The organism is Bacillus sp. 01N45, assembly GCF_056399205.1.
Map to the genome: position 1 here is coordinate 421,803 of NZ_JBFTQW010000003.1, position 25,374 is coordinate 447,176.

24 protein-coding genes and 1 other annotated feature are annotated in these 25,374 nt (G+C 36.7%); of the genes, 7 read left to right on the plus strand and 17 right to left on the minus strand.

The features are described from left to right. Window positions 1-40: 40 nt before the first annotated feature. Window positions 41-724: an adaptor protein MecA gene (gene mecA / locus AC1DMU_RS09985; RefSeq protein ID WP_000350711.1), complete on the minus strand. Its 684-nt coding sequence runs from the start codon at window positions 722-724 to the stop codon at window positions 41-43. Between the two features lie 342 nt (window positions 725-1,066). On the opposite strand from mecA, the gene AC1DMU_RS09990 reads away from it, so the two are divergent. Further along, window positions 1,067-1,741 carry a TerC family protein gene (locus AC1DMU_RS09990; protein WP_060489329.1) on the plus strand — a complete coding sequence of 225 codons (675 nt, stop codon included), beginning with the start codon at window positions 1,067-1,069 and terminating at the stop codon, window positions 1,739-1,741. A gap of 50 nt (window positions 1,742-1,791) precedes the next feature. Here AC1DMU_RS09990 and spx read toward each other — a convergent pair whose 3' ends face one another. Beyond that, window positions 1,792-2,187 carry a transcriptional regulator Spx gene (spx, locus tag AC1DMU_RS09995; RefSeq protein ID WP_000258267.1) on the minus strand — a complete coding sequence of 132 codons (396 nt, stop codon included), beginning with the start codon at window positions 2,185-2,187 and terminating at the stop codon, window positions 1,792-1,794. 594 nt (window positions 2,188-2,781) lie between these two features. On the opposite strand from spx, the gene AC1DMU_RS10000 reads away from it, so the two are divergent. Then, window positions 2,782-2,985 carry a hypothetical protein gene (locus tag AC1DMU_RS10000; RefSeq protein WP_000559978.1) on the plus strand — a complete coding sequence of 68 codons (204 nt, stop codon included), beginning with the start codon at window positions 2,782-2,784 and terminating at the stop codon, window positions 2,983-2,985. A 30-nt stretch (window positions 2,986-3,015) separates the two neighbouring features. On the opposite strand, the gene AC1DMU_RS10005 is transcribed toward AC1DMU_RS10000, so the two are convergent. After that, window positions 3,016-4,662 (minus strand): peptide ABC transporter substrate-binding protein, encoded by a 1,647-nt coding sequence (locus AC1DMU_RS10005; protein ID WP_088062468.1) that lies wholly within the window; start codon window positions 4,660-4,662, stop codon window positions 3,016-3,018. A gap of 352 nt (window positions 4,663-5,014) precedes the next feature. Here AC1DMU_RS10005 and AC1DMU_RS10010 point away from each other — a divergent pair, with 352 nt between their 5' ends. Further along, a complete protein-coding gene (locus tag AC1DMU_RS10010) occupies window positions 5,015-6,460 on the plus strand; it encodes an MATE family efflux transporter (protein WP_046957012.1) in 1,446 nt (481 codons plus the stop codon). A 144-nt stretch (window positions 6,461-6,604) separates the two neighbouring features. Here the strand turns inward: AC1DMU_RS10010 and AC1DMU_RS10015 are convergent, their stop codons facing one another. From AC1DMU_RS10015 to AC1DMU_RS10035, 5 genes are all read right to left on the minus strand, one after another. Further along, the gene (locus AC1DMU_RS10015) at window positions 6,605-7,540 is read right to left on the minus strand and encodes an ABC transporter ATP-binding protein (protein WP_000166340.1); all 936 of its coding nucleotides are present in this window, start codon (window positions 7,538-7,540) and stop codon (window positions 6,605-6,607) included. Next, a complete protein-coding gene (locus AC1DMU_RS10020; RefSeq protein ID WP_000854346.1) occupies window positions 7,533-8,576 on the minus strand; it encodes an ABC transporter ATP-binding protein in 1,044 nt (347 codons plus the stop codon). Before AC1DMU_RS10020 ends, AC1DMU_RS10015 begins: the two co-directional genes overlap by 8 nt. A gap of 18 nt (window positions 8,577-8,594) precedes the next feature. After that, window positions 8,595-9,611, minus strand: coding sequence for an oligopeptide ABC transporter permease (gene opp3C / locus AC1DMU_RS10025; protein ID WP_000974096.1), 1,017 nt, complete (start codon window positions 9,609-9,611; stop codon window positions 8,595-8,597). Next, window positions 9,608-10,537, minus strand: a complete 930-nt coding sequence (gene opp3b, locus AC1DMU_RS10030; protein WP_000534165.1) for an oligopeptide ABC transporter permease — start codon at window positions 10,535-10,537, stop codon at window positions 9,608-9,610. The genes opp3C and opp3b overlap by 4 nt, the downstream gene beginning before the upstream one ends. A gap of 127 nt (window positions 10,538-10,664) precedes the next feature. Next, window positions 10,665-12,296, minus strand: coding sequence for a peptide ABC transporter substrate-binding protein (locus AC1DMU_RS10035; protein WP_088062466.1), 1,632 nt, complete (start codon window positions 12,294-12,296; stop codon window positions 10,665-10,667). 319 nt (window positions 12,297-12,615) lie between these two features. On the opposite strand from AC1DMU_RS10035, the gene AC1DMU_RS10040 reads away from it, so the two are divergent. Both AC1DMU_RS10040 and trpS read left to right on the plus strand, forming a co-directional pair. Beyond that, a complete protein-coding gene (locus AC1DMU_RS10040) occupies window positions 12,616-12,996 on the plus strand; it encodes a DUF3899 domain-containing protein (RefSeq protein WP_088062464.1) in 381 nt (126 codons plus the stop codon). A gap of 105 nt (window positions 12,997-13,101) precedes the next feature. Beyond that, window positions 13,102-13,318: a binding site (T-box leader), on the plus strand. Between the two features lie 74 nt (window positions 13,319-13,392). Beyond that, on the plus strand, window positions 13,393-14,382 hold the full coding sequence (trpS, locus tag AC1DMU_RS10045) for a tryptophan--tRNA ligase (protein WP_000110998.1): 990 nt from the start codon (window positions 13,393-13,395) through the stop codon (window positions 14,380-14,382). Between the two features lie 156 nt (window positions 14,383-14,538). On the opposite strand, the gene AC1DMU_RS10050 is transcribed toward trpS, so the two are convergent. From AC1DMU_RS10050 to AC1DMU_RS10080, 7 genes are all read right to left on the minus strand, one after another. Further along, window positions 14,539-15,285, minus strand: coding sequence for a YjbA family protein (locus AC1DMU_RS10050; protein ID WP_000966116.1), 747 nt, complete (start codon window positions 15,283-15,285; stop codon window positions 14,539-14,541). Window positions 15,286-15,428: 143 nt separating this feature from the next. Continuing rightward, on the minus strand, window positions 15,429-16,217 hold the full coding sequence (locus tag AC1DMU_RS10055; RefSeq protein WP_088062463.1) for a DUF2268 domain-containing putative Zn-dependent protease: 789 nt from the start codon (window positions 16,215-16,217) through the stop codon (window positions 15,429-15,431). Window positions 16,218-16,323: 106 nt separating this feature from the next. Continuing rightward, the gene (fabF, locus tag AC1DMU_RS10060; protein WP_000412643.1) at window positions 16,324-17,562 is read right to left on the minus strand and encodes a beta-ketoacyl-ACP synthase II; all 1,239 of its coding nucleotides are present in this window, start codon (window positions 17,560-17,562) and stop codon (window positions 16,324-16,326) included. A gap of 31 nt (window positions 17,563-17,593) precedes the next feature. Then, window positions 17,594-18,526 (minus strand): beta-ketoacyl-ACP synthase III, encoded by a 933-nt coding sequence (gene fabH / locus AC1DMU_RS10065; protein WP_001100551.1) that lies wholly within the window; start codon window positions 18,524-18,526, stop codon window positions 17,594-17,596. A 231-nt stretch (window positions 18,527-18,757) separates the two neighbouring features. Continuing rightward, the gene (locus AC1DMU_RS10070) at window positions 18,758-18,934 is read right to left on the minus strand and encodes a ComZ family protein (protein ID WP_001003337.1); all 177 of its coding nucleotides are present in this window, start codon (window positions 18,932-18,934) and stop codon (window positions 18,758-18,760) included. A gap of 53 nt (window positions 18,935-18,987) precedes the next feature. Continuing rightward, a complete protein-coding gene (locus AC1DMU_RS10075; RefSeq protein ID WP_137013517.1) occupies window positions 18,988-19,860 on the minus strand; it encodes an NAD-dependent epimerase/dehydratase family protein in 873 nt (290 codons plus the stop codon). A gap of 29 nt (window positions 19,861-19,889) precedes the next feature. Beyond that, window positions 19,890-20,624 (minus strand): lipase family protein, encoded by a 735-nt coding sequence (locus tag AC1DMU_RS10080; protein ID WP_088062461.1) that lies wholly within the window; start codon window positions 20,622-20,624, stop codon window positions 19,890-19,892. Window positions 20,625-20,780: 156 nt separating this feature from the next. Here AC1DMU_RS10080 and AC1DMU_RS10085 point away from each other — a divergent pair, with 156 nt between their 5' ends. Beyond that, the gene (locus tag AC1DMU_RS10085; protein WP_001211113.1) at window positions 20,781-20,963 is read left to right on the plus strand and encodes a YjzD family protein; all 183 of its coding nucleotides are present in this window, start codon (window positions 20,781-20,783) and stop codon (window positions 20,961-20,963) included. Between the two features lie 37 nt (window positions 20,964-21,000). On the opposite strand, the gene clpB is transcribed toward AC1DMU_RS10085, so the two are convergent. Beyond that, window positions 21,001-23,601, minus strand: a complete 2,601-nt coding sequence (clpB, locus tag AC1DMU_RS10090) for an ATP-dependent chaperone ClpB (protein ID WP_088062459.1) — start codon at window positions 23,599-23,601, stop codon at window positions 21,001-21,003. A 199-nt stretch (window positions 23,602-23,800) separates the two neighbouring features. Continuing rightward, complete coding sequence (locus tag AC1DMU_RS10095) at window positions 23,801-23,980, minus strand: YjzC family protein (RefSeq protein WP_000531420.1); 180 nt, start codon at window positions 23,978-23,980, stop codon at window positions 23,801-23,803. Between the two features lie 491 nt (window positions 23,981-24,471). Here AC1DMU_RS10095 and AC1DMU_RS10100 point away from each other — a divergent pair, with 491 nt between their 5' ends. Continuing rightward, the gene (locus AC1DMU_RS10100; RefSeq protein WP_048545178.1) at window positions 24,472-25,281 is read left to right on the plus strand and encodes a Cof-type HAD-IIB family hydrolase; all 810 of its coding nucleotides are present in this window, start codon (window positions 24,472-24,474) and stop codon (window positions 25,279-25,281) included. The last annotated feature ends 93 nt before the right edge of the window (window positions 25,282-25,374 follow it).

Sequence of the window (25,374 nt, forward strand, 5' to 3'; positions counted from 1 at the left end):
TCTTCATATAAAAAGCCGATTTCATACTACAGAAATCGGCCTACGTTTTAGCAGGAAAATTATTGCGAATTGTTTCAAGCGCATGCTCTTTCACAATTTGTTTCCCATACTCACTTACACGATGAATTGTTAAAGTTGATTCTTCTCCGTATTCTAAAACAATACTTAAAATACGATCAATTTCTTCTTCATCATGTAGCACTTCATCGAATTCCACATATACATAATAGCGGTTCTCAAATGAATACAGCTCATCTTTTATATCTTCAAAGATAAGACGGTGGCTTAATGAAATGACATCTTCAAAATCATTAAATTTAATTAAAAATCCAAACGTACCATCTTCGTTAAAGTTTGTTCCTGCTTGTTCCTCTACCTCTTCCACTAATTCTTGCTGGAATAATGATTCAATGCCTTCATCTAGAGGAATGTCTATAATTTTATCTACACCTATTGGTAGTTCTAGCTTTTGTCCATCCTTTGAAAGCTCTGCTTTCGTTACAAGTACTTCAATCCCTTTATCGACTGCTTGCACTTGAATCCATAACGGTCCATCAATAAAGAAATCATCATGATCACGAGCTTCGTCCATCATCTCCCAAAAGAGCTCTTCACTTCGTTCGCGGTCATACCAAATTTCTTCACGATTAAACCCTCTATCCTCTATATCAATGTACGTAATAAAAAATTTCATCGTATGGTCATTAATTCTTTCAATATCCAAAATACAACTCTCCCTTCCTGCTTAGAATTGTTATGAAGGGATTCCCCACTCATATGACAAATCAATAGATTCTTGTACTCTCATTTTATGATAAGATTCTCCAGAATGGAAATAAAATCGATTTATTTTACAAAAATAGTTATATGCCTATCTTTATTCGACCATCTACACAAATATATCATTATAGCGATTTCTCACTCATGAAAAATTTGGACATACATTTCCACCCTCCCCCGTACACTGTAATAAAGTGAAACTTTTATTAGAGAAGGTGATTTAGTCTCTCTCTTCACCACATACATACAGTTCGCTTATTAAAACATTATAAATGGAGGCAGACGAATGGACTTAGAGTTTTTAACATCTGTACTAATGATTGTCGGTATCGATGTTGTATTAGGTGGTGACAACGCAATCGTCATCGCACTAGCTAGCCGAAATTTACCTGAATCGAAACGAAATAAAGCCATTTTGATTGGTACTCTTTTAGCAATCGTTCTAAGAATTATCCTTACTATACTAGCTGTCTATTTACTCGACATTCCATTTCTACAACTTATCGGGGGCGTTTTACTTACATTAATTGCAGTAAATTTACTAACTGATAATAGCAACGATCTTTCTGCTATTCAGGGGAAAACAACTTTATTTCAAGCTGTGCGTACAATTGTATTCGCAGATCTCGTTATGGGGTTTGACAACGTTATTGCCATTGCAGGTGCAGCTCACGGAAGATTTTTACTCGTAATAATCGGCTTACTCATTTCTATCCCGATTATTATTTGGGGCAGCAAACTTATTTTAATACTTATGGAACGCTTTCCATTCCTCATTTATTGCGGAGCAGCGATTCTCGCCTATACAGCAGGAAAAATGGTTACACATGAAGACAGGCTTGCAACGTTCTTTCATAATAATCCAAATTTCACCACAAACATGCCTTTCTTATTCATTTTCACTGTTCTATGCATCGGTATTATCGTGCAACAAGTTCGATTACGAAATGTGAAACATTAAAAAAAAACCTTCTACTATATAATAGGTAGAAGGTTTTCATATTATTATAATTAATTTACAAGACGCTGTGCTTCACGTAATTGAAACGTTCTTACTGTACGTGGTAAGAAACGGCGGATTTCGTCTTCATTGTAACCTACTTGAAGGCGCTTCTCGTCAATCATAATTGGACGACGTAAAATCCCTGGATAGTCACGAATCATCTTATATAAATCTTGAAGTGGTAAAGACTCTAAGTTTACATTTAATTCTTGGAAAACTTTCGAACGAGTAGAAATAATCTCATCCGTTCCGCTTTCTGTCATACGTAAAATCTCTTTAATTTCCTCAATCGTTAATGGATCTGAGAAAATATTACGTTCTGTATAAGGAATATGATTTTCCTCTAGCCATAATTTCGCCTTTCTACAAGACGTACAGCTTGGAGAACTATATAATGTTACCATACAAAGCTCACTCTCCTTAAAGAGTACAAATTCTGTACTAATTACAGTTTAAATTTCTAAATTCAGCAATTTTTTACGATACCTTGTCTTATAACAAAGTGCAAAAAATCTCATTTCATGTAAGCAACAACTTTGAGCAAACAACAATTACTTTTAATAAGTAACTTCTATAATCATTATACAATAGATTTTGCAAGAAATATACAGTAAATTTCCTTCTAATTGAGAAAACTCTTCCGTGTATTCCACTGCTATGTAACATGATCACACTCACTTCAGCTGTAATTTAACAATAACCTTCAACCCTCTTAATACTGGCTTGTCATAGATTTTTCATGTGATATACAGTTATTTCCCCATAATCTTCTCTATGAAAAAGAGAACGTTTTCTTACCTTTTCTTCATAAATCAATTAAGAAATGTAAGACTATACAAGTGAGAATCCAAAGGAACATTTGTTCTCATTTTAACAAACATCCTCATCCATGTCTATACGATTTCTAAAATAAATCAATAATTTTTCTGACATTTCTTTCTTTTTTATCTTTTATCTCATACAATAAACATACAGACAGGCAAAGGGGGAATTTGCAAATGATTGCTTTTTTTATTGATTTTGTCACTGTTGCTGCCCTCATCATCGGAATCACAGCATTGATTGGTGTCATTACAAATAGCATTGGTGAAAAACTCTTTGGCGGTAAAGAAAAGATGAAGTTTGTTAATAAAAGTTTGGATGTACAATCCGGCTGGAACCAAGTTGGCGGGAAAGGTATTTATAAGAAACGTACGTATTAAAAAAAAAGCAGGCAATCACCTGCTTTTTTCTTATTTCTCTACTGACGCCCATTTAAAGCTTAAATCACCGCCATATTTATGGTTGTACATATTTTTAATTGATTCTCTTTGTATATATGCTCTACCACGTTGATATACTGGAACAATCGCAGCGTCATCAAGTAACATTTTCTCTGCTTCTAGTAAGTTTTTCCAACGGGCATTTACATCACTTCCATCTTTCTTCGCTTTCATGATAATTTCATCATATTTCGGATTAGAGTATTTCATTTTATTTTGCGATCCGTCCGTCACAAACATATCAAGGTATGTAACTGGATCTGGGAAGTCTGCACTCCATCCAGAGAATGACATGACAAAATCGCCTGCGTCTTCTAGTTTTAGTTTTTGCGCAAATGGTTGTTGTTTAATTTTCACTGTTAAACCTGGTAAATTCTTTTCTAACTCACCTTTTAAATATTCACCTGTTTTCTTCGATAATTCAACATCTTCATTTAATAGCTCTAATTCAATTTCATTTTTACCAAGCTCTTTTTTACCAGCTTCCCAATATTTCTTCGCTTCTTTCACGTTTGGTTTTACAATATCTCCATTTACAGCACGGAAGTCTTTTTTATCCGGCCCTTTAATGAAATTATCAGGAATTAATCCTGTCGCTGGCTTAGAACCGTTATTTAATAATGTATCAACGAACGGTTTACGTTCAAAAGCAAGTGAAATTGCTTTACGAATATTTTTATTTGCTAACGCTGGATCTTTTTGATTTAAACGAAGGAAGAATACAGATGTATCTTCTACTGTTTGGAAATCTGGTTTTCCTTTATATTTATCGATGAACTCCGCTAATAACGTCGCTCGATCGACTGCGTTTGTTTCATATAAATTAATTGGTGTAGACGTATCTTTAACAATATTAAAGTTTACTTCCTCAATCTTCACTTCTTTATTGTCCCAATATGACGCGCTCTTTGTCATTTTAAAGCTACGTTCATGTTGCCAATCACTTAATGTAAATGGTCCGTTATAAAGTGTTGTATTCGCTTCCAAACCAAACTTCGTACCTTGTTCTTTTACAAACTTTTCATTCACAGGATAGAAGATTGGATATACCATTAAATCTACAAGGTATGGAATTGAATTGTCTAATTCCACTTCTAATGTATGATCATCAATCGCTTTTACACCTAATTGATCCGGACTCATCTCTTTTTTATTAATTTTCTCTGCATTTTTTATATCATACATAATGTACGCTGATTTCGCAGCTGTATCTGGGTTAATTGCTCTTTGCCATGCGTATACGAAATCTTTCGCCGTCACAGGCTCACCATTTGACCATTTTGCATCTTCACGTAATTTAAATGTATATTTTTTACCGTCTTCTGACTTTTGGAATTCCTTCGCTACACCAGGAACTAGCTTATCATCTTTTCCTAAACTGTATAAGCCTTCCATCGTATTAGTCATTACTCTTGAAGAAACCGCATCAGCTGATAACGCTGGATCCATCGTTGGAATTTCTTGCGTTTCAATTAGATTAATAACTTGCTTCGCACCGCTTTTCCCGCTATCCCCTTTTGCGTTCGCTTGCGGTTCATCTTTTTGGTAGCTACATGCCCCTAACATCATGCTCATCGCTACTGTTGATACTACAAAAACTGGCATCTTTTTTTTCATACTTCCACCCTCCACAAAAATGTTAGCCCTTTCATTTTCAAACAAAAAGAAATATATATATGTTCTAACAATTCATATTATACACACAAATATATTTTTTGTATATTTATATTTCTATTTTATTAAAATTTTCTGTTAAAAAATAAACCTTTGTAAACGTTTCATATTGCTGATTATCCTTACTAAAGTGTTGAAAATAAATGTTTTTATATTTTTCTAAATTATCAGAGAAAAATAATTTTTATATCCCATAATACTTTGTGCATAATTATCCTTCTCTTTTTATCATAAAATAGCGCTCCCTTCATAATAAAGATATGTAGGTTAAAATGAGTGCAAAGGATAAGAAAGTATGTTACGATACACCTTGCTAAAAATAGATATCGGTAAAGAGGGGACGGACATGGCAGCAATTCAGGCAAAAAACGGGCCGACAGAGAAATTAAGTTTATTCTTATTAACATGGCCTATTTTTCTAGAAGTTTTTCTATTTATGTTAATGGGGATCGCTGATACTTTCATGTTAAGTGCATTATCAGACGATGCTGTATCTGGGGTTGGTGCAGCGAATCAATATCTCCATATTGCTATTTTGGTACTAGAAGTCATCGGGAACGGCGCAGCTATCGTCGTATCTCAATACCTCGGTTCCAAACGTTTTATGGAAGCATCTAAAATATCAGCTTTAGCCGTCACATTAAATTTAGTGGTCGGACTCATTATAAGCGCTGGTTTTCTTTTATTTTCAAAACATATGATGATGGCAATGAACTTACAAGGCGATGTACTCATGTATGCGCAAAACTATTTATCCATCGTCGGAGGCGCTATTTTCCTTCAAGCTATTATTAATTCATTAGCCGCAATTATCCGCGTACACGGCTTCACAAAGCAAGCGATGTTTATTTCACTTGGAATGAATATTATTCATATCGCTGGAAACTACGTACTCATTTTCGGGAAATTTGGTTTCCCAGAACTCGGTGTACAAGGGGCTGCCATTTCTTCTGCTGTCAGCCGACTTATCGCACTTATCGTTTTCTTCTGGTTACTGTACCGCGTTATGGAATACCGTGTGAAATTACAATATTACTTCACCTTATCAAAGGAATACATCGGAAAAATTTTAAAAATCGGGATTCCATCTGCATTTGAGCAGGTTATGTATCAAGCTTGCCAAATTGTCTTCTTATACTATGCAACATACTTAGGAACGGAATCATTAGCGGCTAGACAATACGCTACGAACATTTCTATGTTCACTTATTTATTCGCGATTGCGATCGGTATGGGAACAGCCATTATTATCGGACGCCTCGTTGGCGGTGGTGAAAAAGATGAAGCGTATGAACGCGTATGGAAAAGTGTAAAATGGGCAATTGGCGTCACTTTATGTATGGTCGCTCTCGTCGTTACATTCCGTACACAATTAATGGGACTATTTACAGATAATCCGCACATTATTACGTTAGGTGCGTCAGTTCTTTTACTAAGTGTGCTACTTGAAACGGGACGTACGATGAATATCGTCATTATCAATTCACTTCGCGCAGCTGGTGATGCAAAGTACCCAGTTTTGATCGGAGCATTCTCTATGGTGTTAATGAGTTTACCACTCGGTTACTTTTTCGCCTTCCATTTAGATATGGGGCTCGTTGGTATTTGGTTAGCGATTGCTATTGATGAATGGACACGTGCCATTATTATGTTCTTCCGCTGGAAAAGTAGGGCGTGGGAACGTTATGCACTCGTTAAACCTGAAGAACAAGAGGAAATTGTTTCTGTTCAAGCACAGTAACACTCGTTTAATTAAGGTGTAGTCATTCGTAAAGGAAACTTATATCTGCGATTCTTTAAATATATCGACTTACCGAGAAATGTTGACAAATCTATTATATAGTAGAAAAAAGCCAATCTTCTTAACGGAAGATTGGCTTTTTTATTATTGATAAATCTCTTTATATTTCTTATACTCTGCTTCAGAACATAATACGAAATGTCCTGGGCGAATTTCACGCATTGTTGGTGCTTCACTAGCATAATCATGCTGAGATGGATCGTATACGATACGTTTACGATTGCGCTCATAATCTGGATCTGGAAGCGGAATTGCTGATAATAGTGATTTCGTATATGGATGAATTGGATTCGCATATAACTCTTCACTTGTTGTTAGCTCAACGATTTGACCACGGTACATTACGCCGATGCGATCACTAATGTATTTTACCATCGATAAATCATGGGCAATGAATAAGTATGTTAAACCTTTTTCCTTTTGTAACTTTTTCAGTAAGTTTACAACTTGCGCCTGGATTGATACGTCAAGTGCTGAGATTGGCTCATCGGCAATGATAAATTCAGGCTCTACAGCAAGTGCGCGAGCGATACCGATACGTTGACGTTGTCCACCTGAGAATTCATGCGGGAAACGGTTTGCGTGCTCTTTATTTAAACCAACTGTGATTAATAATTCATGAACACGGTCCATACGCTCTTTTTTGCCTTTTGCTAGTCCGTGAATATCAATACCTTCTGCAATAATATCCCCTACTGTCATACGAGGGTTTAATGATGCATATGGATCTTGGAAAATCATTTGCATTTTACGGTTGAATTTCTTCAGCTCTGCACGTGATTTTTTACCATGTACATTTTCACCATCGAACAACACTTCACCAGCAGTTGCATCATATAAACGAATAATCGTTCTTCCAGTTGTCGATTTACCACAACCTGATTCTCCTACAAGACCAAATGTTTCTCCGCGGTAAATATCAAATGAAATATCATTAACCGCTTTGACAACACCACCACTCACGTCGAAGTGCTGTTTTACATTTTTTACTTCAATTAATTTCTCACGTTGTTTAGTCATGTTGTTCACCTGCTTTCATTTGAAGAATGCGTTTTTCAACGACTGCCGGTGGTTTTACTTCTGGAGCTTGCTCGTGAAGTAACCAAGTTGCGGCATAGTGTGTATCACTTACTTTAAATAAAGGTGGGTCCATTTCAAAATCAATTTTCAATGCCTGTGGATTACGTGGTGCAAAAGCATCTCCCTTTGGCGGCTTTAATAAATCTGGAGGCGTTCCAGGGATTGCGTATAACTCTTCTTCTGAACCATCTAAACTTGGCATAGATGCGATTAAGCCCCAAGTGTATGGATGTTTTGGATTGTAGAAAATTTCATCAACCGTTCCAATTTCAACAACTTTACCTGCGTACATAACTGCTACGCGGTCCGCAACGTTTGCCACTACACCTAAGTCATGTGTAATGAAAATGATTGCCGCTTCTGTTTTTTGCTGAATGTCCTTCATAAGCTCTAAAATTTGCGCCTGAATTGTAACGTCTAGCGCTGTTGTCGGCTCATCGGCAATTAATAATTTCGGGTTACAAGCTAACGCCATCGCAATAACTACACGCTGTCTCATACCACCTGAGAATTGGTGAGGATATTGTTTTAAACGCGCTTCTGGATTCGGAATACCTACAAGGTCGATTAATTCTAACGCAACTTTACGTGCGTCTGCTTTACTCATCCCTTGGTGTTTAATAAGACCTTCCATAATTTGATTCCCAATTGTCATCGTTGGATTTAATGATGTCATTGGATCTTGGAAAATCATCGCGATATCTTTCCCGCGCACTTGCTGCATTTCTTTTTCTGTCAGTTTCGTTAAGTCACGACCTTCAAATACGATTTCACCGTTTTTAATACGCCCTGGAGGATTCGGAATTAATCCCATTAACGCTTTAGAAGTAACTGATTTACCAGAACCAGATTCTCCTACAATCGCTAATGTTTCTCCTTTTTTTAAATCAAAAGTAACACCGCGTACAGCTTGTACTTCACCTGCATGTGTATCAAAGGAGACTTGCAAATCTTTTACCTCTAGCAATGTTTTCATTTTTACTTCTCCCCTCTTTTACTTACGCATTTTTGGATCTAACGCGTCGCGTAATCCGTCTGCCATTAAGTTGAATGCTAAGATTAACATACTGATGACAACCGCTGGGATGAACATCATATGTGGATACGTTTGAATTGATTTATAACCGTCATTTACAAGAGAACCAAGTGATGCGAATGGTGGCTGAATACCTAAACCGATGAAGCTTAAGAACGCCTCACCAAACACTGCTGTTGGAATTGTAAACATTGTCATTACGATAATTGGTCCCATTACGTTCGGGATTAAGTGTTTTACAATTAATTGTGTATTTGTTGCACCTAATGTACGAGATGCTAATACATATTCTTGATTTTTTAATTTCAGGATTTGTCCACGAACGATACGTGACATCCCTATCCAACCTGTAATCGCCATTGCTAGTGTAATTGACCATATACCAGATCCCATAATGATTACCATTAAAATAACGATGATTAAGTATGGAATACCGTTAATAATCTCCATAACACGTTGCATAATATTATCTACTCTACCGCCATAGAACGCTGAAATACCTCCATAAGCAACCCCAATTACTAAGTCAATCGCCGCTGCTAAAAGAGCGATATATAATGATACACGCGTACCTTCCCATGTTCTTGTCCATAAATCGCGGCCAAGATCATCTGTACCAAACCAGAAATACTCTTTAATATCACGTTTTTCATATTGGTCAACACCATATTGATCCGTACCGTCAAATGGTAGCCAATGAACATTTTCAATAACAGGAATTTTCGGTGGTAATTTCGCACGACCTAAGTCTTGCTCTTTATACGAATGCTTACTTACCATCGGTCCTAAGATTGCTAGTAATATAATAAGCGCTAATAAAACAAAACCGAACATTGCTCCTTTATGTTGGAACAAACGTCTTCTTACATCTTGCCAAAACGTTAAGCTTGGACGGGCAATGACTTCATTATCAACATTATTTTGATTGGCTTGTTGAAATAAATCTGGAGATAATTTTTGTACATCTTTCATCATTTTTTCCCTCCCGCTAAACGAATACGAGGATCAATAATTCCGTATAAAATATCGACAATGAAAATAACTAAGATGAAAATCGCACTATAGAAAATTGTAGTTCCCATAATAACTGTATAGTCATTCACTGTAATAGATTTAACGAACTGTTCCCCTAGTCCTGGTACAGCATAAATTTGCTCAATAACTAATGTCCCTGTAATTAAACCTGCAACCATTGGTCCTAAAATTGTTACTACTGGAATTAACGCGTTACGAAGTGCGTGTTTAATAATGATAACGCCTTGGCTAATTCCTTTCGCTTTCGCTGTTAAAATGTAATCAGCTTGCATAACTTCAATTAACTCTGCACGAGCGAAACGTGCGATTGTTGCGATAACTGCCATCGATAAAGCGATTGTAGGCATTACGGTAAACTCTGGTCCTTTCCAGAATGCTACTGGGAACCACCCAAGTTTTACCCCTACGAAATATTGTAGTAATGCGGCGAATACGAACGATGGTACCGACATCCCGAGTACGGAAATAATTGTCGCCCCATAATCGACCCACGTATTGTTACGAAGTGCCGCAACGATTCCTAAAATTAAACCGATAAATGTTCCTAATATAATCGCTTGTAAACCAAGTTGTGCTGATGGTCCAATGCGATCCACAATCATATCTGTTACTGGACGGTTATCATATTGGAATGATACCCCTAAATCACCTTTTGCTAAGTTACCTAAGTAACGTGCATATTGAACTGGTACTGGATCATTTAAGCCATATTTTTCAAGAATGATTTCTTTTTGTGCCGGTGATAGTTTCTCCTGGTTTTTAAGCGGAGAACCCGGAAGTAATTTCATCAAAAAGAAAGTCAGTGTAGTAATTAAAAATAATGTCAAAGCCATGTACACGAAACGTTTTAATACATAACGTCCCATAGTCAAGCACCTCCCCGTTTTTCTCAAAAGCAATAAGATAGTTTAAAATATTCTTACTTTTATTTTTTTAAAATAAGAGCATACGCCCATCATAGGCATATACCCTTATTCATGATGGAAACCATTTTTAGTTTTTTAGTTCAACCCACTTATAGCTAAATTCTCCGCCATATTTATGTTCTAATAGGCCAGTAATTGAGCCACGTTGTAAATAAGCTTTTCCTGGTTGATATACTGGAGCAATCGCTGCATCTTCAAGCAGTTGTTTTTCTGCTTGTAATAATGCATCCCAGCGAGCTTGTACATCAACTTCTGTTTTCGCTTTTTTAATTAAATCATCATACGCTGCATTTGCGTAATTTACTTTGTTTTGCGCATTACCTGTCGTATACATTTCAAGGAATGACATTGGATCCATATAATCTGGACTCCATCCCGCGTATGACATTGCGTAATCTCCACTTGCTTCAAGTTTTAATTTTTGTGCAAATGGCTGCATTTTTGTTGAAACTGTTAAACCTGGTAAGTTCTTTTCAAATTGGCCTTTTAAATACTCTCCGATTTTTTTAGCATCATCAGTATCAAAGTTTAATAGCTCTAACTCTACTTTGTCTACACCAAGTTCTTTTTTACCAGCTTCCCAGTATTTTTGAGCTTCTTTAATATCCTCTTTTATAAGCTTTCCGTTTTCTTCACGGAAGTCTTTTCCATTCGGACCTTTTGCTAAGCCTTTCGGAACAAAACCATATATCCCCTCTGAACCATCGTTTAAGATAACTTTCCCGATATTTTCACGCTCAAAGGACATTGCAATTGCTTTTCGGATATTTTTATTTGCTAAAAATTTATTCTTTTCATTTAAGCGAATAAATTGTGTAGATGGTCTCTTAATCGTTTTAAAGTCAGCATCTGATTTGTATTTGTCTACAAACTCTGATGTTAAGACTACACGATCAATTGCTTTCGTTTCATATAAATTTATAGCAGTTGAACGATCCTTAACAATATTGAAGTTTATTTCCTCAAGTTTTACTTCTTTATTTTCCCAATACGTTGGATTCTTCGTAAGTTTGAAGCTTTGTTCATGCTTCCATTCATTTAATACGAATGGACCATTATAAAGTGTCGTATTGGATTCTAATCCAAATTTTGCTCCTTGTTCTGTTACAAACTTCTCATTCAAAGGATACAATGTTGGATAGACTGTTAAACTTACAAAATAAGGAACAGGGTTATCTAATTCCACTTCAAGTGTATAATCATCAATTGCCTTTACACCAAGCTCTTCAACTGGCAATTCTTTTTTGTTAACTTTCTCCGCGTTTTTAACATCAAATAGTATGTAAGCAAACTTGGCACCTGTGTTTGAATCTACAGCTCTTCGCCAAGAATAAACGAAGTCTTTCGCTGTTACAGGTTCACCATTAGACCATTTCGCATCTTCACGTAACTTAAACACATACTTTTTGCCATCCTCTGATTTCTCATAAGATTTAGCGACACCTGGAACAAGCTTATCGTCTTTCCCCAGACGATATAATCCTTCCATTGTGTTATTCATGATGTTAGAAGATGCTGCATCTGTTGATAACGTCGTATCCATAGTTGGGATTTCAGCTGTCTCGGTTAGATTTAACACTTGCTTGTTTGAGGATTTTTCTTTTGCGCCTGCTTTATTATCCTCTTTTTGGTAACTACAAGCTCCTAACATACTGACAGTCAACGTCGATGCAAGTAATAACGGTATCTTTTTCTTCATGTTGTGTTGCCTCCCCTAATTGCACTTCCTGTACCCTCACTTGTAAAAAAGTAGAATTGAAAGAATAATCTCCAAGTTTCTACAATTTTCATTATACATATAATATAACAATTGTGAATATAGTTTTTTGTTTTTTTGTTAAAATTTTTAATAAAATGTTTATTTTTTTATTTTTTTGTAAAGGGATACGTTAACATTGCTACCATCATCTTAAAATCAGACCTTTAATTGCGTATAATTTTCAAAAAATTGATTCTAGTACATATTATAGCTTTTATAGTATAATAATTCTAGTAATATTTTGACGGAGGGGAACATTTTGAATAAAGTTTTTTTTCATACTTGTATACTAATTTTCATAGCGATAATCGCTTCTAGTATTGGCGCAATCCTCGTTTCATCGCGATTTTTGTTGAATTTTGTCAATATATCGTTTTATGCCGCACTATTTTTTATTCTTGTCGGCGGTTTTTTATTCATATTTCAAAATGGATTTTTTAACGTAACAATTTACGCCTTTCAAAGAGTGTTTGGTACGAACAAAAAAATTGACTCTTTAATTGAAGAAGCAGAGGAACCTGTCGATAAGAAAGAACGTATTTATAAAACATATTCATTCAAATGGACGTATCCAATTTGTATTACAGGTATCGTTCTTGGGTTGTTCTCAACCCTCATTAGCTTTACTATTTTGATGTAGTTTGCAAACACTATCCCATATGATATAATAATCAGCAAAACATTTTGTTATAAAACTTTAGTTCTTTCATATTAAAAGAGCTTAGGTAACAATAAATAAATTTATATGTATGCGATGATAAAGAAGAGTACATATTGAGGCAATTTCAGAGAGCTTGTGGCTGGTGTGAACAAGTAATTGCGCAGTATGGAATGGGCTTTTGAGCACCAAACCGAACCGAAAGTAGTAGGCTTTGGCGTTATATCCAAACGTTATTATGGATTAGAGAGATTTCACAGTAGTGAAATAATTAGGGTGGTACCGCGGTCCATTCGTCCCTATAGTTTTTGGGATGAATGGGCTTTTTTGTTTGCCTTCTCTTCCCCATCACGCATTCAAATTTAGGAGGAATTACTTATGTCAGTTATCTTTTCTGGTATTCAGCCGAGTGGAACGATTACACTTGGAAACTATTTAGGAGCTATGAAGCAATTTACAGAGCTTCAAAATGAACACGACTGTTATTTCTGTATTGTAAACCAACATGCGATTACAGTACCTCAAGATCCCGTACAACTTCGTAAAAACATTCGCAGTCTTGCTGCACTTTATGTAGCATGCGGCATCGATCCTGAAAAAGCTACTTTATTTGTACAATCAGAAGTACCAGCACACGCTCAACTAGGATGGATTATGCAATCAGTTGCTTACGTTGGAGAATTAGAGCGTATGACGCAATATAAAGATAAATCTTCTGGTAGAGATTCAGTTCCAGCTGGATTACTAACGTATCCACCATTAATGGCGGCTGATATTTTACTTTACAACACTGAAATCGTACCTGTTGGTGATGATCAAAAACAACATATGGAATTAACACGCGACCTAGCAGAGCGTTTCAACAAACGCTTCCGTGAAGTGTTCACTGTTCCTGAAATTCGTATTCCAAAAGTAGGAGCTCGCGTTATGTCATTAACAGAACCTACGAAAAAAATGAGTAAATCTGATCCGAATCCAAAAGCAATGATCAGTATGCTTGATGAACCAAAAACAATTGAAAAGAAAATTAAAAGTGCTGTAACTGATTCTGAAGGTATCGTGAAATTTGATAAAGAAAACAAACCTGGAATCTCTAACTTATTAACAATCTACTCTTCATTCTCTGGAAAAACAGTTGAAGAAATAGAAGCAATGTACGAAGGAAAAGGATACGGAGACTTCAAAGGCGACCTAGCAGCAGTAGTCGTAGAAGCAATTCGTCCAATCCAAGACAAATATAACGAACTAATCAACTCACCAGAACTAGACGAAATTCTAGACAAAGGTGCCGAAAAAGCAAACCGCGTTGCATTCAAACAACTACGCAAAGTAGAAAACGCAATGGGACTAAGCAGAAAACGTAGGTAACATATAAAGCGGAAGCGGCTCGCTTAGAATGTGAGGGGGATGGAGCTCCTTCCTGCGAGGCGCTTTTTGCCTCGCAGGAAGGCGCGAAGCCACCGAACATTCTTGCCGCTGGAGCTAAGTTACAACAAATTAAAAAACCGCCAATTGGCGGTTTTTTTAATTTACCTTTTGCTCGTTTTCCATTTCCCATAACTTTTCAAAAAATGGCTGTCCTTTTACGAGACGCTCGCATAATTGTTCGTGCTTCTCAGACCAGCCTGTTTTCGCTTCATCATACAGTTTAGCCCAAATATCTTCAAATTCCATATGTTGAACCATTCCGTATGCTGATGGATCCCACTCTGTGAACCAATAGCGAATTTCTGCTGTGTTTTTCGTTGTATGTAATTGATCTAACGCCATAAATAATAATTGTTTCAGCTGTCTTTCTTTACGAGTTAAGCCATTCATAATGAAAGGTGATGGTGATAAAATATGATGTTCTTTTTCCATTTCTTCTACTTGGAACTCATACTTTTCTGCTTGTACGTTTTCTACCATCTCATATACCATCTGCTCTTGGCGCGGTATAAGTCTGCTCTTTCGAATTGGTACATTGTAACCAATTGTGTCAATCGCAATAATTCCTTTTCCATCTGTAACAACAAAGCAATACTCTTGCTGCAAACGTTCATGATTTTTACGAATATATGCCTTATGATGTACGTCTTCCAACAATTTTTGCGGAAGCTCTAACAATTCGTCCTCGATGTAATGATATAATGTGGCATCTACTTTTAATAATGGCACTTGATCTAATAGCTCAATCGTATCATCTTTCCGCCATTCGTAAAAATGACAAACGTTATACCCATTCTCTTCACCTTCAAACCAATTTACCCATACATCATGTAGATATAACATTCACTACCCCTCACTTCACTACTGTTTGTATCAATCATTATGTTCAATTTTTCTTAACTTTATTCCACCTAAGGAAATATATTCTAATTATTATTTTTTCTTCTATTAATACTAAAAAAAACAGGAAATAGAGCTCCTGTTTTTTATATATGAAATGTATTTGCTTTATTCAATATTTCTTTTGCATCTATAGATAATAAAGAAAGTGTATCTTCTCCTTCCAATGTCACACAATCTTTGACAATATGAAATCCAAGCGCATAGCCCAGCATCTTTGGATAAGAGTGAAATCCATTTAATAAGATGTCGTGCTCCCTTGTTCCTCGTTTTATACTTATTCTTTCATGTACAACATTTTTCCAATAATAAATAGCCTCTTCTTTTGAAAGATACGTCGTCCACGGTGCATTGTTTTTTTCTGAATATCTTTCCGTTACCGCTTGCTCAGCTAGCCCTTCCATAATCATCGTATCAAGTAATGTATATTCTGTTTCTTTCGTCTCAATTTGATGTAACCTGCATATGTGATGATATTCATGCGCCAATAACACCTTTAATTCTTCCACCGAATTCCGTCCACATACGAATAAGAAAATAACGTGACGCATAGATAATCCCGCCCTACCGTTATACTCTTCTTGTACAGTTCGATTATAGGAATCTGATAATAAAATAAAGACAGGGACATCTGGACCTTTTAACCAGGTTTTCAGTTTCTCATACTCCGTACGTAACTCTTTCCAAACTTCCTTTTCCTCTAACTCTTTTACTTCTTGTTCTCCTCGTATAACTGGGCGGTACATACCTTTAGAAATTAAAAAGCGATACAACCTGTCTTTTGGCAGCGGGATATACTTCGTAAACTTTTCACACAGCTTTTCTGGCCGTCCATAATATAGATGTAACCACTCAGCAGTTTCAACAATCCCCATCTTTATCCCTCCTTTTTCTTATGTATATGCAAAAGGAGAAAAAGGCGTAAAAATAAATAAGGAGTTTTTTCGCAATATATTGCGAAAAAACTCCTTATCTCATCTATTATTTATACGATTTAAATACTAATACTGCGTTATGACCACCGAATCCTAGTGAGTTACTTAATACTGCATTTACTTCTTGTTGTCTCGCTTTATTCGGTACGTAATCTAAGTCACATTCTGGATCTGGTGTTTCATAGTTAATTGTTGGAGGGATTACTCCGTCTGTAATTGATTTAATTGAGAAGATCGCTTCAACAGCACCAGCTGCTCCTAATAAGTGACCTGTCATTGATTTCGTTGAGCTAATTGCTACTTTGTACGCATGCTCACCGAACGTTTCTTTAATTGCCATCGTTTCATACTTTTCATTCGCATCCGTACTTGTACCGTGCGCATTAATGTAATCAATATCTTCTGGCTGTAGACCTGCATCTGCTAAAGCTTGACGCATTGCACGCACGCCGCCTTCACCGCCAGGAGCCGGCATTGTAATATGGAATGCATCACCAGTTGCACCGTAACCAGCGATTTCCGCATAAATGTGAGCACCACGAGCTAATGCGTGCTCTAATTCTTCGAGAATTAAAATACCTGAACCTTCACCCATTACGAAACCACTACGGTTTTTATCAAATGGACGGCAAGCTGTTGCTGGATCTTCATTAAATGTTAATGCTTTCGCTGAACTAAATCCTGCAAATGCCATACTTGTTAACGGCGCTTCTGCTCCGCCTGTTATCATTGCATCAGCATCACCGCGTTGAATTGCTTTAAATGCATCACCAATTGAGTTTGCACCAGATGCACAAGCCGTTACAGAACAAGTGTTAATTCCTTTTGCTCCTGTTGCGATCGATACTTGACCTGCTGCCATATCTGGGATCATCATTGGTACGAAAAATGGGCTCACGCGGCGCGGACCTTTCTCAGTAAAAATCTTAAATTGTTCTTCGTATGTTTCCATACCGCCAATACCAGAACCAATCCATACACCAATTCGAGGTCCGTTTTCTTCTGTAATTTCAAGCTTTGCATCTGCAACTGCCATTTTCGCTGCTGCTACTGCATATTGTGTAAAGCGATCCATACGGCGCGCTTCTTTTTTATCAATATATTTCTCGACTTCAAAGTCGTTAATTTCTGCTGCTACTTTTGCTGGAAACAGTTCCGGATCAATTCTTGTAAGTCGTCCGATTCCAGATACACCCTTTTTAATGTTTTCCCACGCTGTTTCAACATCTGTTCCGATCGGTGTAACAGCTCCTAGTCCTGTAATTACGACCCTCTTTTTCTCCATACAAAATACACTCCTTTTTTTCTCTCAGTCCTTATTTACCCCAACGAAGAGCAACTGCTCCCCATGTTAATCCGCCGCCGAAACCAACAAGTATAATTAAATCACCATCTTGAATACGTCCATTTTGCAATTCCTCTACCATTGCAATTGGAATTGAAGAAGCTGATGTATTACCAAACTTTTCAATTGTCATACTCATTTTTTCTTGTGGTAAATTTAATCTCTCTCTTGCAGATTCCATAATACGAATATTCGCTTGATGTGGTACTAAAAAATCCACATCCTCTTTCGTAAGTCCCGCTTTTTCTAACACGCGAAGACAGGAATCACCAAGTTGGCGAACAGCAAATTTAAAGACTTCTCTGCCGTTCATCATAACATACTCGTCTTGATAAAGATGCTTACCGCCGCTTCCGTCTGCTCCTAATTCGAAAGATAGAACGCCTCTTCCTTCTGAAACCGCCCCCATTACGATAGCACCGGCTCCGTCTCCAAATAGTACTGCTGTATTTCGATCATTCCAGTCTACAATTTTAGATAGTTTATCACTACCAACTACTAATACATTTTTATAAGTTCCCGTTTGAATAAATTGTTGCGCTGTAATCATTCCGTACATAAAACCAGCACACGCTGCACTTAGATCCATTGCGGCTGCGTGTTTTGCGCCAATGGCTTCTTGAATGACACAAGCTACTGCTGGGAATGCGCGATCTGGTGTTACTGTTGCCACTAAAATCAGGTCGATATCCTCTCCGCTAATCCCGGCATCTTCAAGTGCTTTTTTAGAAGCCTCTACCGCCATATATGAAGTATCTATTGTATCATCGGCAATGCGTCTTTCTGCAATTCCCGTTCTCGTACGAATCCATTCATCAGATGTATCTACGATTTTCTCTAAATCGTGATTTGTGACTACTTTTTCTGGCACATATCTTCCGATCCCTAAAATGCCCACGTTCACATCGCAGCCCTCCGTTTTATATCAATTATTATGACTTGGTACTAATTTTAAAACATAAATGTATTTTTGTCTAGAATATATTTCAGCTAAAACATAAATCCAGCATTATTCACTTTATTGTTTATTAAAAGAAACAGAAACATACCTTTCCTGTTTCTTTTGAAATATAAAAAGGCCCGAACCGCTTCTATCCACGGTTCGAGCCTCTCTTCCCTTCCAAAAAAGAAGGTTTTATTCTTTATCTGCTTTCCCAAGCTCATATGCTTCGTTCATAACTTTCATCAATAACTCTAATACTGGTTGTGCTTTCTCCATATCAAGCGCAATTCCATTCGAATCTAAGATGGCCTTTGCTTCTGGTAAATGCTTCATTGCGATTTGTAAAAATTGCATGCTTTTCTCATTCATATTATGTTCTTCCTCTCCATTAAAACTTTCACATACATAGTGTAACACGCTCGCTATCCTTCGTATAACTCTTTATATTTTTTCATATGTGCCAATTGTTTATTTAAACCGTATTCTAACGGGGTATTTCTTTTTATCGAAATAACCTCGACAGCATCATTTCGTTCTTCCTCATTCTTTTTATTCACTTTATCCGCTGCACGTAAAAGGTTCATACCTTTTTTCCATAATGACTTTTTACCACTAAGTAAATTGTATATGCCGAGATGCTCCTCGTTCATTCCATTTTCCCATAAGTATTCACATACATCTTCCACGTACAATAGATCACTTCCATTTTCCTCGCTCGCATAATGGCACTCTTTCTCATCCAGTTCTGATAAAATGAGCTGATGATACATCATAAAAGATGGTTGCCATGGCCCATATAATGTAGGAACTCGAAATACACTATATGGTGCCTCTCCTTTTTTCAATCCTTCTTCCACTTTCAAAAATAAACGTTTATTTTCAGATTCATCTGCGTTTCCTACTTCAATAGAAGAAATTAGATTTAACTTCACTTTCTGCTCTGCACACAGTCTTATAATCCGCTTTAAATACTGTAATATAACTCTTTCATTCCGAAAACCACTTTGTTGATTTGGCTCATACAAGCAAAAGTAAACCGTATCGAACTTCTCTCCTTCTACTGATCTCCATCCATCTTCATCTCTTATCGAATAATACGTAAATAACGCATTTCGTCCAATCAACAATAACTTCTCTTCATTAATTTTTTTCATATTCTCGAATTCATCAAAATCAAGACCGTACACTTCTACTTCTTCTGCAATCATTTTATTCACAAGGTGATAACCTACAAACGTAAGTGCACCTATAATTAGCACGCGCTCCATACCACCAACCCTTTCTCCTTGAAACAAATAGCTCCTCATTTATGTATATGGGAGCTTCACAATTCTTCTTCATATTTTTTAAAGAAATCAGTCGTTTGCCTAACCATTTTATATTTCACATCTTGCAGATGGAATAAGACAGAAGTATCGCATTGATTGAATTGCCTCATTTTCTCATATTTACGTAACAACTGTTTTCTTCCTCTTTTTTCTTGTGTTGATACGAAAACTTTAACAGGTACACAAGACGGAAGAAGCGTAAATGATTTCTTATTTATTTTGGATTCTAATTCTTCTTCTTTGGAATCATACGCCAAACTTAATTCCTTCACTAATCTTTTGTAAAAAAACTTATGCTCTTTTTCAAACTCCACATATTCTGGTAAATCTAAACATGGATTTAACATAATGACAGAGCGTATACATTCAGGGTATTTGTTCATCATTTCAAGTGCTACAAGTGCACCCATACCATCTGCCATAATGTGCATTTTCGCATTTAATGTCTCTTTTCTCAAAACAACGTCATATAAACGTTTTGCTAGACGAACAGATTGGTCGTTTCCCCAATGTCTTCCGTATAAACTAGAGGAAAAGACCGTGTAGCCTTCCTCAATAAGGCCATGTAAAAAATAAGATCTACCTGCATGCTGTGTCCATAAACTTGTACCATTCTCAATAAAGTAGTTATAATCACCGAGAAGCATAACAGAAAATCCATTTGGCTTCTCCGGTAAATAAATGACACATGGTTCTTTTTCTAAATAAAAAAAACGTTCCGTAATACTCATTTTTCCCCCGCCTTATTTTCTAAACGTATAAAAGTACTCTTCTATAATGTATGAACGGAATGCAAATTTGCGTTGAAAAATCTACAAATATTTTTCTATATTCTTTTTTCAATTGTGTTACAATAAGGACAGATTGAACGAATAGAGGTGTAAAATATGCGTTTCATTTGGGCATTAATTTGGTCGTTCGCGCTTGTACATATGATGAGCTACGTAATCGGCTCTATGACTGGCGGTACATACGATTTTAACCAAGCGTCTATTTTCTCAGTTGTTCTTGCGGTATTAGTACTAGCAATTTCAGCTACAATTCCAAACGAGCCAGTAGAACAACACTAAAAAAAGAGTCCGGATTTTATCCGAACTCTTTTTTATTTTACTTTACATGAACGACTAATTCGTTATTTTCTACATCAACAACTACGTGACTGTTATCAGTAATTGTTCCTGCAATTAATTCTCTCGCTAATTTCGTCTCAACTTGACGCTGTACATATCGTTTTAATGGACGAGCTCCGTACATCGGATCAAAGCCAGCTTCTACAACAAATTCTCTCGCTGCGTCTGTTAATTCTACTGTAATATGACGGTCAGCTAAACGACCTTGTAATTCTTTTACAATTTTATCAACAATACCTTTAATTTCATTCGTTGTAAGAGGTTTGAATAAAATAATTTCATCGACACGATTTAAAAACTCTGGTCGGAAATGTCCTCTTAATTGCCCCATTACAAGTTCTCTTGATTCCTCTTTAATTGAGCCATCTGCTTCTAATCCATCTAACAAATGAGCAGATCCAATATTTGAAGTCATAATAATAACCGTGTTTTTAAAGTCTACTGTACGTCCTTGAGAATCTGTAATGCGTCCATCATCTAACATTTGTAATAAAATGTTGAATACTTCTGGATGTGCTTTTTCGATTTCGTCTAACAAAATAACTGAATACGGTTTACGTCTTACCGCTTCTGTTAATTGACCGCCCTCTTCATATCCAACATATCCAGGAGGCGCACCAATTAAGCGTGACACAGCATGTTTCTCCATATACTCAGACATGTCGATACGAATCATTTGCTCTTCACTATCGAATAAAGACTGCGCTAACGTTTTTGCAAGTTCTGTTTTACCAACACCTGTCGGTCCTAAGAAGATGAAGGAACCAATTGGACGGTTCGGGTCTTTAATACCAGCGCGTGCACGAAGAACTGCGTCTGATACTAAGCTTACCGCTTCCTCTTGTCCGATGACACGCTCTGATAAAATTTGCTCTAAGCGTAATAATTTCTCGCGTTCACCTTCAACGAGTTTTGCGACAGGAATACCAGTCCAGCGTGAAACAATATCAGCAATCTCTTCTTCACTTACTTCCTCACGTAATAAGCGATTCTCTTGTTTATTATGTGCACCCATTTCTTCTGCTTCTTTTAACTCTTTTTCAATTGCAGGAATTTTCCCGTGACGAAGTTCCGCTGCTTTATTTAAATCGTAATTACCTTCTGCTTCTTCTAATTCACGGCGCAGACGCTCTAAATGTTCACGTAAGTCACGCACTTTATGAATATCTTCTTTTTCTTTTTCCCATTTCGCTCTCATACCACTTGCAACTTCTTTTAAATCCGATAATTCACGTTGCAACGTTTTCAGGCGTTCTTGGCTACCAAAGTCCTTCTCTTTTCCAAGAGCCGCTTCTTCAATTTCCAGCTGCATAATGCGGCGCGTTACTTCATCTAATTCTGTTGGCATAGAATCAATCTCTGTTCGAATTGTTGCACACGCTTCGTCAACAAGATCGATCGCTTTATCTGGTAAGAAACGATCCGAAATATATCGATCTGATAAAACGGATGCTGCTACAATCGCGCGGTCATGAATATTTACACCATGATAAATTTCAAAACGCTCTTTTAAACCACGTAAAATGGAAATTGTATCTTCAACAGTTGGTTCTTCTGCTAATACTTGTTGGAAACGTCTTTCTAGCGCTGGATCTTTCTCAATATATTTACGATACTCATCTAACGTTGTCGCCCCGATACAATGCAGTTCACCACGCGCAAGCATCGGTTTTAACATATTTCCTGCGTCCATCGCACCTTCTGTTTTACCAGCGCCGACGATTGTGTGAAGTTCATCAATGAATAATAAAATGCGACCTTCACTCTTTTTAATTTCATTTAATACAGCTTGCAGACGCTCTTCAAACTCACCACGGAATTTCGCTCCAGCTACAAGCGCACTCATATCTAATGCGAAGATTGTTCTATCTTTTAATCCTTCTGGTACATCCTTCTTCACAATACGCTGTGCTAATCCTTCAACGATTGCTGTTTTACCAACACCGGGTTCACCAATTAAAACCGGGTTGTTTTTCGTTTTACGTGAAAGAATGCGGATTACACGTCGAATTTCACTATCGCGACCGATAACAGGATCAATTTTCCCTGCTCTCACTTCCGCCACTAAATCACGACCATATTTTTCCAACGCTTCATAAGTTGCTTCTGGATTTTGACTAGTCACTCTTTGATTCCCCCGAACTGTCATTAAAGACTGTAATAAGTTATCTTTCGTAATGTGAAATCTTGTAAGTAATTGATTTATATCGCCTTTTTCTTCTGAAAAAGCAAGCAATACATGTTCAACTGAAATGTATTCATCTTGCAATTTCTCTGCTTCTTTTCCTGCTCTTACAAGTAGTTGTTGCAGAGCACCTGTTATATATAATTTTCCTACTTCTGCACCGCTTCCCGTTACAGAAGGTTTTTTCTTAATTAAACTTTCGGCGCCTTGCTTTAACGCTTCTATATCGACATTCATTTTTTGAAAAATACGCACTGCTAATCCATCTTGCTCTTCTAATAATGTAAACAAGAGATGAACAGTATCTACTTCTTGATGATGATGAGATACCGCTAAAGATTGGGCACTCATAATCGCCTCTTGTGTTTTTGTTGTCATTTGATTTAAGTCCATCTTTACAGTCCTCCAAATATTTGACTTTCTTTGACCTTTGATTTGATTATACGCCAACTGACTTTTTTATACAATAATTTTGCTTATGTATTTTCAAACTTATTATTGGAAAAAGAAAAAGGGAACATTCATTATACAACTGAAAAAATATACGCAATGCGTAACGACAAAAAAGCCGCAATAATGATTGCGGCTCCTGTTACGGTTTTCTTTTATATGTCCACTGACGGTTATGATTCGCGTTATCTGGAAATTTTTCACCCGCAGTTAATTTCACCATTTGCGGATCTTTTACCATACTTCCTGTTTCACCAATTTCTACGTAAATACCATCGTTTGGCGCTTTTTGTCCAGAACGAAACCTGCGATTTTGTCCCATTTCCATTCTCCTTCCATGACGTCTTTGCCTCATTAGTATATCCATTTTAAAAGAAAGCTTTTCTGTCATGTTTAGGAAACAAGTACTACATTTCGTTCTTGTACATATACATGAATGACACAAGCTTAGGAAGGGATTTCTTTCCTATTTGTAGAAAAAAAAGAAACCAACCTACTATAGGCTAGCTTCAAAGGAGAGTCAAACATATACGAGAAGATTACATGTTCATTATAAGCCTCATCATACGAGCAATGTAACCCTTTTCACAATTTGTACATAATGAAAGAAACATTGTTTGAACTTTCTAAAAAGACGTTGACTTTTCTTAATTTCCAGCGAGAAATAGTAGACACCGCAGTACTTTGCGACGTAAGATGGATATATAGTGAACTTTCCATCTTTGGTTTTCTCACCCAGTTTAACCTCTTATTTCTGCATATTAAAAACGGAAATACAGATAGAAACAAAAAAATATTATAAGAGGTGAAATTATGAATAAACAGCATTTAATCGCATTAGACTTAGACGGCACTTTATTAACAGACAACAAAATAATTTCCACTCGAACAAAACATACAATTGCAAAAGCAAAGGAGCAAGGACATATTGTCGTTATTTCAACGGGACGTCCCTTCCGTGCTAGTTTTGATTACTACAAAGAACTCGGTCTTAATACACCAATCGTAAACTTTAATGGTGCTTACGTACATCATCCTCTTGATTCAAAGTGGGGAACACATCACTCTCCCCTTGAGCTAGCAACAGCCCAAGAAATTGTCCGAGCTTGCTTTGATTTTGGTGTAAAAAATATATATGCTGAAGTAATGGACGATGTGTATGTTCGTGAAATTGATGAAGATAAAAAACATATTTTCGAATTCGGTTCTCCAAAGATTTTTACAGGAGACTTATTAAATATTTTAAACGATCATCCAACCTGCTTATTAATTGACGCACATGACGAGCATTCCAGTGCAATTCGTCAACATTTAACTGATATGCACGCTGAAGTAATCGACCATAGAAAATGGGGCGCACCTTGGCCGATTATTGAAATCGTGAAAAGTGGGTTAAATAAAGCTGTCGGATTACAAAAAATTTCTAGTCATTACAACATTCCACAAGAGCGAATTATCGCTTTCGGTGATGAAGATAACGACTTTGAAATGATTGAATTTGCTGGTCACGGCATCGCAATGGGTAATGCAATTCCTGAATTAAAATCACTCGCAAATCATACGACATTAACGAATGAAGAAGATGGTATTGCGCTATATTTAGAAGAGGTTCTTGGATTATAATCTAAAAATTCCCTGCTTATAGTTTCTCGTCAAACGCTCATACTATTATTAGACGCAAAAGTCAGCGCGTCGATTGTTTTCAGCTAAATAAAG

Bases quoted from the DNA above. Each gene is read 5' to 3' on its own strand.
- trpS (WP_000110998.1), top strand. From the start codon at position 13,393: ATGTCAGTTATCTTTTCTGGTATTCAGCCGAGTGGAACGATTACACTT.
- opp3b (WP_000534165.1), bottom strand. From the start codon at position 10,537: ATGGGACGTTATGTATTAAAACGTTTCGTGTACATGGCTTTGACATTA.
- AC1DMU_RS10010 (WP_046957012.1), top strand. From the start codon at position 5,015: ATGTTACGATACACCTTGCTAAAAATAGATATCGGTAAAGAGGGGACG.
- AC1DMU_RS10095 (WP_000531420.1), bottom strand. From the start codon at position 23,980: ATGGGACAAAATCGCAGGTTTCGTTCTGGACAAAAAGCGCCAAACGAT.
- AC1DMU_RS10080 (WP_088062461.1), bottom strand. From the start codon at position 20,624: ATGAGTATTACGGAACGTTTTTTTTATTTAGAAAAAGAACCATGTGTC.
- AC1DMU_RS09990 (WP_060489329.1), top strand. From the start codon at position 1,067: ATGGACTTAGAGTTTTTAACATCTGTACTAATGATTGTCGGTATCGAT.
- spx (WP_000258267.1), bottom strand. From the start codon at position 2,187: ATGGTAACATTATATAGTTCTCCAAGCTGTACGTCTTGTAGAAAGGCG.
- clpB (WP_088062459.1), bottom strand. From the start codon at position 23,601: ATGGACTTAAATCAAATGACAACAAAAACACAAGAGGCGATTATGAGT.
- AC1DMU_RS10000 (WP_000559978.1), top strand. From the start codon at position 2,782: ATGATTGCTTTTTTTATTGATTTTGTCACTGTTGCTGCCCTCATCATC.
- AC1DMU_RS10055 (WP_088062463.1), bottom strand. From the start codon at position 16,217: ATGGGGATTGTTGAAACTGCTGAGTGGTTACATCTATATTATGGACGG.
- AC1DMU_RS10100 (WP_048545178.1), top strand. From the start codon at position 24,472: ATGAATAAACAGCATTTAATCGCATTAGACTTAGACGGCACTTTATTA.
- AC1DMU_RS10020 (WP_000854346.1), bottom strand. From the start codon at position 8,576: ATGAAAACATTGCTAGAGGTAAAAGATTTGCAAGTCTCCTTTGATACA.
- AC1DMU_RS10070 (WP_001003337.1), bottom strand. From the start codon at position 18,934: ATGAATGAGAAAAGCATGCAATTTTTACAAATCGCAATGAAGCATTTA.
- AC1DMU_RS10005 (WP_088062468.1), bottom strand. From the start codon at position 4,662: ATGAAAAAAAAGATGCCAGTTTTTGTAGTATCAACAGTAGCGATGAGC.
- AC1DMU_RS10085 (WP_001211113.1), top strand. From the start codon at position 20,781: ATGCGTTTCATTTGGGCATTAATTTGGTCGTTCGCGCTTGTACATATG.
- opp3C (WP_000974096.1), bottom strand. From the start codon at position 9,611: ATGATGAAAGATGTACAAAAATTATCTCCAGATTTATTTCAACAAGCC.
- AC1DMU_RS10050 (WP_000966116.1), bottom strand. From the start codon at position 15,285: ATGTTATATCTACATGATGTATGGGTAAATTGGTTTGAAGGTGAAGAG.
- AC1DMU_RS10035 (WP_088062466.1), bottom strand. From the start codon at position 12,296: ATGAAGAAAAAGATACCGTTATTACTTGCATCGACGTTGACTGTCAGT.
- fabF (WP_000412643.1), bottom strand. From the start codon at position 17,562: ATGGAGAAAAAGAGGGTCGTAATTACAGGACTAGGAGCTGTTACACCG.
- AC1DMU_RS10015 (WP_000166340.1), bottom strand. From the start codon at position 7,540: ATGACTAAACAACGTGAGAAATTAATTGAAGTAAAAAATGTAAAACAG.